Source organism: Roseburia sp. AM23-20 (assembly GCF_003470905.1).
GTDB classification, from domain to species: domain Bacteria; phylum Bacillota; class Clostridia; order Lachnospirales; family Lachnospiraceae; genus Roseburia; species Roseburia rectibacter.
Genome location: NZ_QRHS01000041.1, coordinates 1 through 14,690, shown reverse-complemented (window position 1 = coordinate 14,690; position 14,690 = coordinate 1). Strand labels below are relative to the sequence as shown.

Genomic DNA, 14,690 nt, shown 5'->3' with positions numbered 1-14,690 from the left:
AAAAGAGTGTATCAGAAAAATATAGTTGCTGACAGATACGGATGATTACGTACTTACGTAATATATGCGAATCAGCTTACAAGAAGTGCCTTTCCGGCGATGCAGCAGACTGCAACAGATATTTTAAGATATCATAGAGCAAAGGAAGTGGATGACAGACTGATGTCAATTAAAGATATTATTACATTGGTTGATGAAGTTTAAGGTAAATTTCTTGAGAGGGTTCATATTCAAATCAGATTGAAGAGGCATTACAAGCTGGGAGAGGATATCAATATTCAGTTGATCATCAGTAGAAAATTGAGGACTTACAATTGAGATAACAAATCATCATGAGTAACCGGGAGCAGCTCACAGCCGCTCCCAATACTCCTTAAACTTCACCTCCGTCATCCCCTCCCCGATCATCCGATACAGCTCCATCTGCTTCGGAATCAGAGCACTGTAAGTGGACTCCTCATAATCCGGAACCTCTGTAATCACCGTTTTTTCTAATTCTTTGTAGAAAGCATAGGAGGGTTTAAAATCCCGGAGTTTTGCAAAATACAGTGTCTCGTACAGATAGGTATGGAGAAAATATAGTTTGATTTCATCATAGTATTCTTTGAAAAATGGAGTTTTTTTCATGAAATTCCAGACAGCAAGCTGGACGTCGGCATGCATTTTTAGGGTTTCTTCCTGTCTCATATCATTTCGCATGGTTCCAGAATCATTTTGTCTGTAATAATAGTAGGCATCGTTTAAGATTACGATTTTATTTGCAAAATATAAAAGCGGGTATACAAAAAGTGGCTCCTCATAAATGACATGTTCTGCATAAGCGGTATGAGCGGCTTTTAAAAGATCATGACGGTAAAGTTTATTCCAACAGCCATAGGTAACTTTTTCTGAGATTAGAAATTTTTTTCGGTCACTGACAGAAGAAATTTCAATTACTTCCGGTGTAATGTTCCGACCGGAGTCCACGGCACCCAGACGGTCTGTATAGTAAAAATATTCGAACTGGATGATATCGGCATCCGATTCTTTCGCTTTTTCATAAGTTTCCAACAAAAAATTTTCAGAGACAAAATCGTCAGCGTCAACAAATGCAATATATTCGCCTGTTGCATACTGCAGGGCGACATTTCGTGCACCGCCCTGGCGCATATTTCCCTCAAGTTTTAAGATCATAATGCTTTCCGGATAGGCGCGTTCAAATTCCTGCAGCATGTTCCAGGTAGCATCCTCATCTGTGGATGCATCGTCTACAAAGATCAGTTCGATCTGGTCAATTCCGATTGTCTGCTGTACAAGTGACATAAAGCATTTCGGAAGATATTTTGTTGCATTAAAACATGGGATGATGACACTTACTTTTTTCATAGATCGAAATTCTCCTGGTAAAAAGGTTATGTATGGTATAATAAACAAAAATGGTATATTATTAATTTATCACAACAAAAAGGAATGCACAATATCAGTCTGAAAAGCAGGGAGGTCACAATGTCTGGAAATATAGCGATCGGTATACAGGATTTTTCCACAATCATCCAGGGAAACTATTTTTATATAGATAAAACGCCTTTTATTAAAGAATGGTGGGATTGCGGAGACAGTGCGACTTTGATCACCCGTCCGCGTCGTTTTGGAAAGACACTTACAATGAGTATGGTGGAGCAGTTCTTTTCCATAGACTATGCCGGCAGGTCAGATTTGTTTGAACATCTGGCGATCTGGAAAGAAGAAAAATACCGTGAGCTGCAGGGAACTTATCCTGTCATCAGTCTGTCATTTGCGCGGATTAAAGAGAGAGATTATGAGAAAACAAAACAAAAGATGTGTGAGGTGTTAAGAAACATATATATAAAGTTTTGTTATATTAAAGACAGTGAAAAGCTTACAGATGCCGACAGAGCATATTATGAGCGTATGTTGGAGGAAAATATAAAAGAGACGGATGCGACATCTTCTTTATATCAGTTATCAGATTTCCTGTATAGATATTATGGAAAAAAAGTTATCATTTTGTTAGACGAATATGATACACCCATGCAGGAAGCATTTGTGGATGGTTACTGGGATGAACTTGTCGCATTCACCCGAAGCTTGTTTAATTCGACATTTAAGACGAATCCGGCACTGGAACGTGGAATTATGACGGGAATCACAAGAGTAAGTAAGGAATCCGTTTTTTCAGATTTGAATAATTTAAAGATAGTTACGACTACATCAAATGAATATGCTTCTGTATTTGGTTTTACAGAGAAGGAAGTCTTTGATGCATTGGAACAGTATGGTCTTGAGAAAGAAAAAAAAGAGGTAAAAAGATGGTACGATGGTTTCATTTTTGGGGAACACAAAGATATTTATAATCCATGGTCAATTTTAAATTATCTCGATACACAGTTATACAAAACATTTTGGGCAAATACAAGTGCAAATAGTCTGGTAGGAAAATTGATTCAGGAAGGAAACCGTACAATTAAGGAAAAATTTGAAAAATTATTGTGCGGAGAATACATCTGGTCAGAAATTGAAGAGCAGATTGTATACAATCAATTAAATGGAAATGAAAAAGCAGTTTGGAGTCTTTTGCTGGCGAGTGGATATTTGAAAGTATTATCTTATGAAACGTATCAGGATATTGAGGAGGGGAAGATGCCGAAATACCAGCTTGCGTTGACGAATCTGGAAGTAAAGTTAATGTTTCAGGGTATGGTACATGACTGGTTTGCTCCTGTACAACCAGATTACAATGATTTTGTAAGGGCAATGTTACTTGGTGATGTGGATGCGATGAATGAATACATGAATCGAATTGCTATACAGACATTTAGTTATTTCGACACTGGAGAGAGGGCATCTGGGGCAGAGCCTGAGCGTTTTTACCATGGTTTTGTATTAGGTCTGCTTGTTGACCTGCGGGATAGATATTACCTTAAATCCAACCGTGAAAGTGGGTTTGGCAGATATGATGTAATGTTAGAACCGAAAAATTCAAAGGAATGCAAAGCAGTTATTTTAGAATTCAAAGTTCGAAATCCACGAAAGGAAAAAAGTATTCAAGAGACAGTTCTGTCTGCCTTAAAGCAGATCTGTGAGAAAAAATACGATGCAGACCTGCTTGATAAAGGAATCAGAAAGGAACAGATATATCATTATGGATTTGCATTTGAAGGCAAAAAAGTTTTGATTGGGACAGACAGGGAGGAGTGAATATGCCCACCAATATAGCGATCGGCACACAGGAGAATCATTACATGTTATCAGTCTGCATCATCACCAAAAATGAAGAACACAATCTGGCACGCTGCTTGAAATCCTTCCAGAACACCGGATTTGAACTGGTCGTAGTAGATACCGGATCGACAGATCAGACAAAAAAAATCGCCGCAGAATATACGGAAAATATCTATGATTTCCCGTGGTGCGATGATTTTTCAGTAGCAAAGAATTTTGCAGTTTCAAAAGCAGCATATCCATATGTGATGGTCATTGACAGCGATGAATATTTACAGAAGATCGATCTGGCAGAGTTGGAAAAAATGATCACAGAACGTCCGGATGCGGTTGGCAGGATCCGGAGAATCAATATCATTTCCGGAAAAGATGGAAAGCAGGAAAATAAAGAGTGGATCAACCGCATTTTTGCAAAAGAATGTTTTCATTACACGGGAAGAATCCATGAGCAGGTAACCGCCTATGATGAAAAGGAATATCGTACATACGAAGCACCGGTCGTGATCGGTCATACGGGTTATGATCTTCCAAAGAAAGAAAAAAAGGCAAAAGCGCTGCGCAACATAAGACTGTTGGAGCAGGAATTAAAAAATTCAGGATGGGATGCAAAAGTGCATGCCACGCAGTTAGATCAGAATCTCTCAAAGCAGGATACGGATGCAGAGCAGAAATCTGAAATTGCAGATGCAAAAAAAGAGCAGCAGATCCCGTATCTATTATACCAGCTTGGAAAAAGCTATTACATGGCAGAAGATTATGACGAGGCATGCTTCTGGTTCGCCCATGGGCTCAGTTATGACCTTGAACCAAAGTTAGAATATGTCATCGATATGGTGGAAACCTACGGCTATGCCTTGATCAACAGCGGACGCGCCGGGGAAGCACTTTTCTTTGAAAATATTTATGAAGAATTTGGAAATAGTGCGGATTTTCAGTTCCTGATGGGACTCATTTATATGAACAACGCTATGTTTGATGCAGCAGTTGGAGAATTTTTGAAAGCGGTCAAACACCGGGACTGCAGGATGGCGGGAGTAAATTCCTATGCAGCTTATTATAATGTTGGAGTTATTTATGAATGTCTGGAGAAAATCAGTGAGGCAAAGTATTATTATCAGAAGTGCGGTAATTATGAGCCGGCAAAAAAACGTTTAAAATTGATAAACAGTTAAATTTGTTATAGTCAGCTTATTGGAGAAACAGAGTGAAAAATATAATTTTTCAAATGCAGAATGGAGATTAGAATGGGAATATATTTAAATCCGGGAAATGAAGAATTTCAGAAAGCACTTAATTCCAAGATATATGTGGATAAAACCATGCTGATTTCTGAAATGAATCGAAATCTGAATACCGAACATCAGAATATATGTGTAAGCAGACCACGCCGTTTTGGAAAATCTATGACTGCAAATATGCTTGTGGCATATTATAGTAAAGGATGCGATTCCAAAAGCATGTTTGCTGATTATAAGATTGCACAGGATGAGAGTTTTGAGGCAAATCTGAATAAATATAATGTCCTTCGTGTCAATATGCTTGATTTCTTAAACAGAGCGCAGACAGTGGACGGAATGATTGATTATATGCAAAAGAGACTTTTGTGGGATATCAGGCGGGAATACGGGGACGTAGACTGTTTTGACTGGGAGGATCTTATTGATGTATTGGAGAACATATATAGTCAGAGAAATCAGAAATTTATAATCATTATCGACGAGTGGGACTGTATATTCCGAAAGTATCCGGGGGATGATGAAGCGCAGAAAAAATATCTGGATTTCTTGCGCCTGTGGATGAAAGATAAGCCATATATTGCGTTGGCTTATATGACGGGAATACTGCCGATTAAAAAGTATGGCGAGCATTCAGCTCTCAATATGTTTGATGAATATTCCATGACCAATCAAAGGGAACTCGCTGAATTTACCGGGTTTACGGAAGAGGAAGTTCAAAGTCTGTGTGTGTCATATGGTATGCCTTATGACAGAATGAAGCAGTGGTACGATGGATATGATTTAAAGGGCGTTCAGATCTATAATCCAAGATCAGTAGTCATGTCATTGCTGGGACATGATTTTGACAGTTATTGGACGAAGACGGAAACCTATGAGGCACTAAAAAAATATATCCAGATGGACATGTATCACTTGAAGGCATTAGTCACACAGCTTATATCAGGCAGCCGTATAAGGATTAATCCGGATAAGTTTCAGAACGATATGTCCACATTTGCGAGCGTAGATGATGTATTTACGCTTTTAGTGCATTTGGGGTACCTGACCTACGATTTTGAGAACAAGACGGTTTCTATTCCAAACCAGGAGGTGCAGAAAGAGTTTATTAACTGCATAGAGGATGGCGGATGGGAACCGGTCATGGATGCGATTCGTAATTCTGAAACACTGCTTCAGGCAACTATAGATGGAAAAGAAGAATATGTTGCGGAAATGATCGAGCAGGTGCATCAGGAAAATATATCCATTTTAAAGTATAATGATGAAAACTCTATGTCATGTGTGCTTTCGCTGGCATATTATGCTGCAAGAAAAGATTATGTGATGTATCGGGAACTCGCCGGGGGAAAGGGATTTGCAGATATTGTGTTTGTTCCGAGAAAATATAGAGATGTGCCAGCAATCGTAGTGGAATTAAAATGGGATAAATCTTCGGATGCAGCCATTGCACAGATAAAGAAGAAGGAATACATGCAGAGTCTGAAAGATTACCATGGAGAAGTGTTCCTGGTTGGCATTAATTATGACAATACAGATTCTGTAAAGGACGATTATAAAAGACATAGCTGCAGGATAGAAAGAATCAAGTTGTAACAGGAGACAACCATGCAAACAACCATCATCTACATCACCGGCATCTACGATACCCTTGACTTATTTACACAGGAACTGAAAAATGCGTTTGAGATCATGGGGTATGCCTCATTTACTTATGATGCCCGTTTGGAGGAGGAGAGTAAGCAGGCATTGATCGAATGCATCGAAGAAGGTACAAAAAAAGGACAGAGATTTTTTGGTGTCACTTTTAATAACCTCGGATATAATCTGACACTTCCGGAAGCCAAAACAGAAACTGGTGATGCATGTTCAAAACAGAATATGGGATATTCCCCAAAAGATATAAATTCCTCAAGAGAGCCGAATTTGTGGGAAACCTATGAGATTCCATACATCAATATCCTGATGGATCACCCGTTTCATTATGAAAAACCATTGCAGAATGCGCCGGACACATCCGTTGTGCTGTGTACAGACCGGAATCATGTCCGCTACATCCGAAGATACTTTAAAAATATCCGGTATACTGATTTCCTGCCACATGCGGGAGTGGAACTTGGCAGCAGGCATAAGCTGCTTGCGGAGCGTGGAATTGATGTTTTATATGCCGGGGCATTGCCGATCTACACAGTTGCGAAGATGATACCGGATCTATCATCCATCCCGGAAGTCGATGGAGAGGAGATGGCACAGGCTGTGCTGTCAGAACTGGTGCATCATCCTGACCGGACAACAGAGGATGTGATAGAAGAATATTTAAAATATAAGCGGAATGATATTTCAGAACAGCGTATTCATGAGATCATCGTGCAGATGCGTTTTATTGACTCGTATGCCACGTCATTTTTCCGTGAACAGGCTGTCCGTATTCTGGTGGAAAATGGGATTCGCGTGACAGCATATGGAACAGGCTGGGATCAGTGTGAATGGAGCGATAATCCGTATCTGGTGTATGGTGGAAAAGTACTTGCGCCGGAAATATTGCCACTGATGAACGACAGCAAGATTGTCCTGAATACGATGACCTGGTTTAAAGCCGGAGCACATGACCGTATTTTTAATGGAATGCTTGCGGGGGCAGCAGTTGTGACGGATGATTCCACTTATCTGCGAAGAGAATTTACGGATGGAAAAGAGCTTGTGATGTTTTCAAGAAATGAAATCCGTACCCTGCCGGAACGTGTATTTGATCTGTTTGGACACATGCAATCCACACAAAAGATGGCAGACTGTGGATATCAGGCAGCAAAAGAGCATCATACGTGGAAAAGCAGGGCAGCGTGGATCAGGGAAGCATGGATGTAGAGCCGGAGGTTTTCATTCTCTCTCTGCAACAGGCTTTATATACAGATGAGAACATTATTTTGGCTGAAACAGCACAGGAATGGAGATTAGTGTGAAAAATACATTTTTCACACGCAAGATTTGTGCTTCGCACAAACTTGTGATGCGCTTAAAAGCAGCGCAGGAATGGGGATTATTATGCACATATTGATGTATCGCTGGAAGGCTTATAATTACAGAGACATAGAGCAGACATTTATATTGCTGGGACATACTGTGGATAATATCGAACAGCACCTTGGCAATTATGATATTGATCCGGAATTTGAAAAAATAATTGAGCACAAAATGCAGGAAACGCATTATGATATGGTATTTACGGTCAATTATTTTGCGCTGATCTCGAATGTCTGTCAGAAGATGGGAATAAAATATGTATCGTGGAGCTGTGACAATCCGCTGATCAGTATGTATCACGAATCTATTTTTCATCCCTGCAATTATATATTTACCTTTGATAAGACAAATTATCTGGAATTTCGGGAGATGGGAGTAGAGCATATCTGGTATCTTCCGCTTGCGGTAGATACAAACCGGATGGATATGGTGATTGCAAATTCGCCGGAAATACAGAAATACAAAGGGGATATCGCATTTGTTGGAAGCCTTTATGAAAGAAATTCTTATGATAAGATAAAAAGCAGGCTGCCAGAATATCTACGGGGGTATTTTGACGCAGTGATCGAGGCACAGTTAAATATCAGTGGTGCAAATATTGTGGAATCTATGCTGACCACGGATATACTGGAAAAACTTCAGGAATATTTTGAACTGGAAAAATCAGAAGGGTCGTTTTCGGATCTTGGACTGATCTTTCAGACGACCGTACTTGGATTTAAAATTGCGGAAGTGGAGCGCAGACGTGCATTGATCGAACTGTCAAAACGTTATCATATCAATGTGTACAGTAACAGTGATATAAGTGATATGCTGCGGATTCAGTACTGTGGTTCGGTTGATTACTGGAGTGAGCTGCCGCAGGTTTTTCGTATGTCAAAGATCAATCTGAATTTTACGATTCCGAATATCAAGAGCGGCATACCGCTCAGGGTATGGGATGTGCTTGGGGCAGGTGGCTTTTTGTTGACGAACTATCAGGCAGAGATACCATATTATTTTAAAGAAGGCGAAGATTTAGTATGCTTTGACGGAATTGATGATCTTTGTGAAAAAGCAGGATATTATCTGGCACATGAGGAAGAACGTCTGGCAATCGCAGAAAATGGTTATCGAAAAGTAAGGGAGCATCACAATTATATAGAAAGAATAAATACGATGCTGGATATTATAGAAGAAAATGAAAATCAGGAAAATGATATATAGTACATGATCAGTGCGAAAGATGCATAATCTGAAGTTGCATCTGGGATATTGGAATATTAAACGGACACTACAGAAAATCTGTAAGTGTCCGTTTAGCAGTATCTGTCTAACATCATTCCGGAATAAATGGAGGTCAGGTAAGGGCAGGAAAAATTCTTATGTCCGGGTCTTTTGTATGTGATCATCGTTTTGCTTGCATAATTTAATGGGTCAACAGAGACATTTCCAGCGGTCGTTCCGAGATCATTTTTGAATTTATTTAATGTGGAAAAACATTCTTTGGCATCAGCAGAAGTAACGGCGTCTGTCAGGAGATTTGTATCGATTTTGATTTCTCCATCGTCTGTTAAATTCAGTCCGTATGACTCAAATTCATTGTAATAAGGTTTCACTACCTGCGTGAAATCACGCCGCAATTTATCTGCTTCCTGTGTACCGTCATAGTGATAACTCAGTTGGATCAGATTATTGTACGCATTTATCAAAGACTGTACATTGTCTACAACAGAGTCAGCGGTTGTTTTGAAACCAATCTGTACAGGCGTTGTCCGGGAACTTGGTTTGTTCAATGTCAGCTCAAAAGCATTGTTGACGGTAAAAGTGTTAGACAAGGATGCGTGTTCAGTACCATTTAACAGGAAAGAAGAATTACATGCCTGCTGGGCAACATTGTCAATACCGAGTGTCTGCATTGCTTTTGCGGATGCATGATCGGAACTTGGGGTAACTTCAAACAGATAAGACTGACCGTCAGCGAGACCGGTCTGGCTTGAAGTCAGACGCAGTGCAATCTTATTGCTGGCATTTTTCGCAAGATCTGCATGGATTCCGACGCCGGAAGAATTGACCAGGCGTGCAAGTTTTTCAAGAATGTACTGATTGTCATCATTTCTGCCTGCCGTATACTGAAATTCGTATGAATTTAAGTCAGTTGATATGTCGAATGTGTAAGTACCGGCCTTAAAATCACATTCATCAGGATACAGAAACTTTCCGATATTGATCTGCGGAGCAGCAAGCTGCCTTACTTCAACATCAAAATGCAGAGAATTATCGAGATTCTGATCTTCTCCGATGTAGGAAACATTAACAGAGGATGAATCAGAAGACTTTGCCACTTTTTTATTGAATACGTTTTCAATCCCCTCATCATTGTCAGAAAGAGCCGCGATCACATTCTGGATTGAGCGGGTATGTTCTTTCAGATCAATCGCAAATTTTTTGACATCTGTGGAGTCTGGAATTTTATACAGAGGAGTATCTTTGTTTGTTTTTACAATCTGATTATAGACAGCACGAAGCTGACTCTTCTTATGGGTATCATAACGCGATACCTTCGAAGTGCCATAAGTGCTTAAATAATAATGATATGCACTGTCAATAGCAGCCAAGAAAACCCCTCCTTTCTTCCATGAAATATATAACATTTATCAGGTTATAGGACAGCATCCTTGCCGCCTGGCATGGTAAATGTGGGGATTTTAATATAAATTTAAAGATTCTTTAGAACTATTTCGGTTGAACCATCTAAAAATATTATACCATTTGAGAAAAAAATGTGAAATAGGAAATAAAATAGGAAAAAACTCACAGAAAAGTATGGATAGATATTGTGGATTTTTAAATATAAAAAAAGATTGACGGAAATAGACGGATATGATATAGTAGACAGGCGATGGAAGTAGGTCTTTTTTTTATGCCTTTTTTTAAGGACTGTCGCTGATCCTTAGAAAACGTCTCACTACGGAGACCGGGGCAGGAAAAAGCACAAAGAATTTTAATGGAGGTGGAAGTTGTGCGCACAAAAATAACATTGGCATGTACGGAATGCAAAAACCGTAACTACAACATGACAAAAGACAAAAAAGCTCATCCTGACAGGATGGAAACCAAAAAGTATTGCAGATTCTGCAAGACCCATACGTTACACAAAGAAACCAAATAAGACGCGCGTGGCAAAGGAGTGAAAAAATGGGAGAAACCGAGAAGTTAGACAAGGCTCCGAAAGAGAGTTGGTTTACCGGTCTTTCGGCTGAGTTCAAAAAGATCATCTGGCCGGAGAAACAATCACTTGTAAGACAGACCACGGCGGTTATTGCTGTATCCGTTGTATTAGGTCTTATTATCGCGCTTTTGGATTTCGCAATTCAGTATGGCGTTGATTTCCTTGTTGGTTTTAATTTTTAATGGAGGCAGAGTGATTTATGGCAGAGGCACACTGGTATGTTGTTCATACCTACTCAGGATATGAGAATAAGGTAAAAGCGAACATTGACAAGACAATTGAAAACAGACATCTGGAAGATCAGATCTTAGAGGTCCGCGTCCCGATGCAGGATGTTGTCGAAATGAAAAATGGCGCAAAAAAATCCGTATCAAAGAAAATGTTTCCGGGATACGTTCTTATCAATATGGTTATGAATGACGACACATGGTATGTTGTCAGAAATACCCGTGGTGTTACCGGATTTGTTGGTCCGGGAAGTAAGCCGGTTCCACTTACCGATATGGAAATGAAACCATTGGGAATCAAAAAAGAGAACATTGAAGTTGACTTTACAGAGGGAGACACCGTTGTGGTTACCGGAGGCGTCTGGAAAGACACCATCGGAGTAATTCAGGCGATGAACCACGGAAAACAGAGTGTAACGATCAATGTTGAACTGTTCGGTCGCGAAACACCGGTAGAAATAAGTTTCGCAGATGTAAAACTTAACAATTAATGCACAGACCAGGATCTGTGCGCAGGTATGAGATCATGCCTGAAACATTGGATTAAGGAGGCAATTCCAAATGGCAAAGAAAGTAGAAGGATATATCAAATTGCAGATTCCTGCTGGCAAGGCTACACCTGCTCCTCCAGTTGGACCTGCTCTTGGACAGCACGGCGTTAATATCGTTGAATTTACAAAACAGTTCAACGCAAGAACAGCTGATCAGGGAGATCTTATCATCCCTGTAGTTATTACAGTATACGCAGACAGAAGCTTCAGCTTCGTTACAAAGACACCACCTGCTCCTGTATTAATTAAGAAAGCCTGCAACATTAAATCTGGTTCTGCAACACCGAACAAGACAAAGGTTGCTACACTTTCCAAAGCAAAATTACAGGAAATCGCAGAATTAAAAATGCCAGACTTAAATGCAGCATCTTTAGAGGCAGCTATGAGCATGATCGCCGGTACTGCAAGAAGTATGGGCGTTACCGTAGAAGAATAGAATTTGCAAAAACAGCAAATTCATTGGAAGAATGCAAGAGCGGCATTCTTCTGGAAAATTCTACAACAATTAAGACTATTTGTTAACGATTATGTGGGAGGGCCCTCTCCCGATAATACCACCAGGAGGTTTTTTTAGAATGAAAAGAGGAAAGAAATATCAGGAAGCTGTTAAAGGTTTTGACAAGGCTGCTCAGTACGATGTTGCTGAAGCAATCAGCCTGGTAAAGAAAAACGCAACAGCTAAATTTGATGAGACAATCGAACTTCACATCAGAACAGGTTGTGATGGACGTCATGCAGAGCAGCAGATCCGTGGTGCGGTTGTATTACCACACGGAACTGGTAAATCAGTTAAGGTTTTAGTATTCGCAAAAGGAACCAAGGTTGATGAAGCACAGGCAGCAGGCGCTGATTTCGTAGGCGGCGAGGAACTGATCCCGAAGATTCAGAACGAGGGATGGTTAGATTTCGATGTTGTTGTTGCTACACCGGACATGATGGGCGTTGTTGGACGTCTTGGCCGTGTACTTGGACCGAAAGGTTTAATGCCAAACCCGAAAGCTGGAACAGTAACTATGGATGTTACAAAAGCTGTTAACGACATCAAAGCTGGTAAGATTGAGTACAGATTGGACAAAACAAACATTATCCACGTGCCAGTTGGAAAAGCTTCTTTTACAGAAGAACAGTTAAGCGACAACTTCCAGACCCTTATGGGTGCAATCAACAAAGCTAAACCTGCAAGCTTAAAAGGTCAGTATGTTAAGAGTGCAACTCTTACATCTACAATGGGACCTGGTGTAAGATTAAACGTAGTTAAAATTACACAGTAACAGCAGAAAATTGTTGACAACCATAATATACAATGTTATAATGCAAATCGTTGAGTTGGTTTTTGACCGCTCAGCGGTTTGCATATATGCCGAAGACAGTAGGTGCCACATGGCGTAAACGTAAGACGACCTACCGAGGGGATCTTTATCAAGATTATTTTGACCGTATCTCTCTGTCTTTGCAGGGAGTTTTTTATTTGTTACAATACATTCACTTATGAAGGTGCAATTTATTATAAATATAAAAAACGGTTTTATATACCTCAAGTCTTTTATGCAGCAGCGGTGGATTATCCATTGCGATCCGACAGGAGTTACCTGCCGGCAAAATAATAAAAGGAGGTGCACGATTCGTGGCAAAAGTAGAACTCAAACAGCCTATCGTACAGGAAATTTCTGAAAACATCAAAGATGCACAGTCAGTCGTAGTAGTTGACTACCGTGGACTTACCGTAGCAGAAGATACTCAGTTACGTAAAGCATTAAGAGAAGCTGGTGTTACTTACAAGGTATACAAAAATACTTTAGTAAGCCGTGCAGTAGAAGGTACACAGTTCGAAAGCTTAAGAGACGTTCTTGAAGGACCAAACGCTTTCGCTATCTCTACTGAGGATGCAACAGCTCCGGCAAGAGTTTTAGCTAAGTTCGCTAAAACAGCTCCTGCTCTTGAAATCAAAGCAGGTGTTGTTGAGGGTACTTATTATGACGAGGCAGGCATGAAAGCTATCGCAGCAGTACCGTCAAGAGAAGAACTTCTTTCCAAATTACTTGGAAGCTTACAGTCTCCGATTACCAACCTTGCTCGCGTTCTCAATCAGATCGCAGAAAAAGGCGGTGCGGCAGATGCAGCAGTAGAAGCTGCTCCGGCAGAAGAAGCAGTAGCTGCAGAAGAACCAGCAGAAACACCGGCAGAGTAATCTATCCGGCGGCTGGATGAAACAGTATAGGGGCACGGCAGAGAGACTGACCGATGCTATAATAAATTATAATGGAGGAAAATTATAATGGCAAAATTAACAACAGCAGAATTTATCGATGCTATCAAAGAGTTAAGCGTATTAGAGTTAAATGATTTAGTAAAAGCTTGTGAAGAAGAGTTCGGCGTATCTGCAGCAGCAGGCGTTGTAGTTGCAGCAGCAGGTGCTGGTGACGGCGCAGCAGCAGAAGAGAAGACTGAGTTCGATGTAGAGTTAACAGAAGTTGGCCCGAACAAAGTTAAAGTTATCAAAGTTGTTCGTGAAGCTACAGGATTAGGCTTAAAAGAAGCTAAAGACGTAGTAGACGGAGCTCCAAAAGTATTAAAAGAAGCAGCTGACAAAGCAACAGCTGAGGATATCAAAGCTAAACTTGAAGCTGAGGGAGCAAAAGTTACATTAAAATAATTGCTTTTGTTTTGAACAAGGCAAAATGTGCACGGGAAAGTGTGCTTATAGAAGAGCAGCTGCCAGACATATCTGGCAACTGCTCTTTTTTGCGAAAGAATGTTTACACAGCCCGTATTCTTCTTTTACAAGAAAATGTTTGCACAGCCCGTATTCTGTTTTTACAATAGAATGATTACGAAGCCTGTGTTCTGCCTCTTATGACAATGGAATGTTTGCGAGGAGCCTGTATCTGCTTTTGATCATAACGGAACGCTTATGGGCATACAACTGTTATTTTGAGGCGATAGTAATGTATTTGGATGAAACGGACTTCTTTTGGCATTTTGGGCAATGTAAAGCTGAAGATGGGGATTTTAGAGTGGGTGCAGCAGAGTATGACATTTACCTTGAGTAATCTCCATTTTACTAAAAATCAAATATTGCAAAAAAAGAGTTGACAGAAGAAGAAACAGATGATATTATAGTCAAGCTGACCGCAAGATGTGACATAATCTTACAGCGGACAACGTCATTTTGGAAAAACTTCCAAAATAAAATAAAAAAGTTGTTGACAAACAGAACAACACA

At 40.1% G+C, this 14,690-nt stretch carries 14 protein-coding genes and 1 other annotated feature; of the genes, 12 read left to right on the top strand and 2 right to left on the bottom strand.

Annotated features, from left to right (window positions below; all coding sequences use genetic code 11):
- Window positions 1-351 precede the first annotated feature (351 nt).
- Complete coding sequence (locus DW650_RS18585) at window positions 352-1,365, bottom strand: glycosyltransferase family 2 protein (protein WP_118210800.1); 1,014 nt, start codon at window positions 1,363-1,365, stop codon at window positions 352-354.
- A 120-nt stretch (window positions 1,366-1,485) separates the two neighbouring features.
- Between DW650_RS18585 and DW650_RS18580 the strand changes: the two genes are divergently transcribed.
- The 5 genes from DW650_RS18580 (at window position 1,486) to DW650_RS18560 (ending at window position 8,684) form a co-directional block, all read left to right on the top strand.
- Window positions 1,486-3,198 carry an AAA family ATPase gene (locus tag DW650_RS18580; RefSeq protein WP_118210799.1) on the top strand — a complete coding sequence of 571 codons (1,713 nt, stop codon included), beginning with the start codon at window positions 1,486-1,488 and terminating at the stop codon, window positions 3,196-3,198.
- 2 nt (window positions 3,199-3,200) lie between these two features.
- Window positions 3,201-4,394: a glycosyltransferase family 2 protein gene (locus tag DW650_RS18575; RefSeq protein WP_118210798.1), complete on the top strand. Its 1,194-nt coding sequence runs from the start codon at window positions 3,201-3,203 to the stop codon at window positions 4,392-4,394.
- 72 nt (window positions 4,395-4,466) lie between these two features.
- The gene (locus tag DW650_RS18570) at window positions 4,467-6,053 is read left to right on the top strand and encodes an AAA family ATPase (protein WP_118210797.1); all 1,587 of its coding nucleotides are present in this window, start codon (window positions 4,467-4,469) and stop codon (window positions 6,051-6,053) included.
- Between the two features lie 12 nt (window positions 6,054-6,065).
- Entirely contained in the window at window positions 6,066-7,322 is a 1,257-nt protein-coding gene (locus tag DW650_RS18565; protein WP_118210796.1) for a glycosyltransferase family protein, read from the top strand.
- A gap of 165 nt (window positions 7,323-7,487) precedes the next feature.
- A complete protein-coding gene (locus DW650_RS18560; protein ID WP_118210795.1) occupies window positions 7,488-8,684 on the top strand; it encodes a CgeB family protein in 1,197 nt (398 codons plus the stop codon).
- 92 nt (window positions 8,685-8,776) lie between these two features.
- On the opposite strand, the gene fliD is transcribed toward DW650_RS18560, so the two are convergent.
- Window positions 8,777-10,075 carry a flagellar filament capping protein FliD gene (fliD, locus tag DW650_RS18555; protein WP_243103022.1) on the bottom strand — a complete coding sequence of 433 codons (1,299 nt, stop codon included), beginning with the start codon at window positions 10,073-10,075 and terminating at the stop codon, window positions 8,777-8,779.
- Between the two features lie 404 nt (window positions 10,076-10,479).
- Here fliD and rpmG point away from each other — a divergent pair, with 404 nt between their 5' ends.
- From rpmG to rplL, 7 genes are all read left to right on the top strand, one after another.
- Complete coding sequence (gene rpmG / locus DW650_RS18550; RefSeq protein ID WP_006855731.1) at window positions 10,480-10,629, top strand: 50S ribosomal protein L33; 150 nt, start codon at window positions 10,480-10,482, stop codon at window positions 10,627-10,629.
- 26 nt (window positions 10,630-10,655) lie between these two features.
- The gene (gene secE, locus DW650_RS18545) at window positions 10,656-10,871 is read left to right on the top strand and encodes a preprotein translocase subunit SecE (RefSeq protein ID WP_015521110.1); all 216 of its coding nucleotides are present in this window, start codon (window positions 10,656-10,658) and stop codon (window positions 10,869-10,871) included.
- A gap of 17 nt (window positions 10,872-10,888) precedes the next feature.
- Window positions 10,889-11,407 carry a transcription termination/antitermination protein NusG gene (gene nusG, locus DW650_RS18540; protein WP_006855729.1) on the top strand — a complete coding sequence of 173 codons (519 nt, stop codon included), beginning with the start codon at window positions 10,889-10,891 and terminating at the stop codon, window positions 11,405-11,407.
- Window positions 11,408-11,477: 70 nt separating this feature from the next.
- Window positions 11,478-11,903, top strand: a complete 426-nt coding sequence (gene rplK, locus DW650_RS18535; protein ID WP_006855728.1) for a 50S ribosomal protein L11 — start codon at window positions 11,478-11,480, stop codon at window positions 11,901-11,903.
- 139 nt (window positions 11,904-12,042) lie between these two features.
- Window positions 12,043-12,738 carry a 50S ribosomal protein L1 gene (rplA, locus tag DW650_RS18530; RefSeq protein ID WP_117921881.1) on the top strand — a complete coding sequence of 232 codons (696 nt, stop codon included), beginning with the start codon at window positions 12,043-12,045 and terminating at the stop codon, window positions 12,736-12,738.
- 71 nt (window positions 12,739-12,809) lie between these two features.
- Window positions 12,810-12,943: a sequence feature (ribosomal protein L10 leader region), on the top strand.
- Window positions 12,944-13,091: 148 nt separating this feature from the next.
- Window positions 13,092-13,655 (top strand): 50S ribosomal protein L10, encoded by a 564-nt coding sequence (gene rplJ, locus DW650_RS18525; protein ID WP_117921880.1) that lies wholly within the window; start codon window positions 13,092-13,094, stop codon window positions 13,653-13,655.
- A gap of 87 nt (window positions 13,656-13,742) precedes the next feature.
- Window positions 13,743-14,120 carry a 50S ribosomal protein L7/L12 gene (rplL, locus tag DW650_RS18520; protein WP_117921879.1) on the top strand — a complete coding sequence of 126 codons (378 nt, stop codon included), beginning with the start codon at window positions 13,743-13,745 and terminating at the stop codon, window positions 14,118-14,120.
- Window positions 14,121-14,690 lie beyond the last annotated feature (570 nt).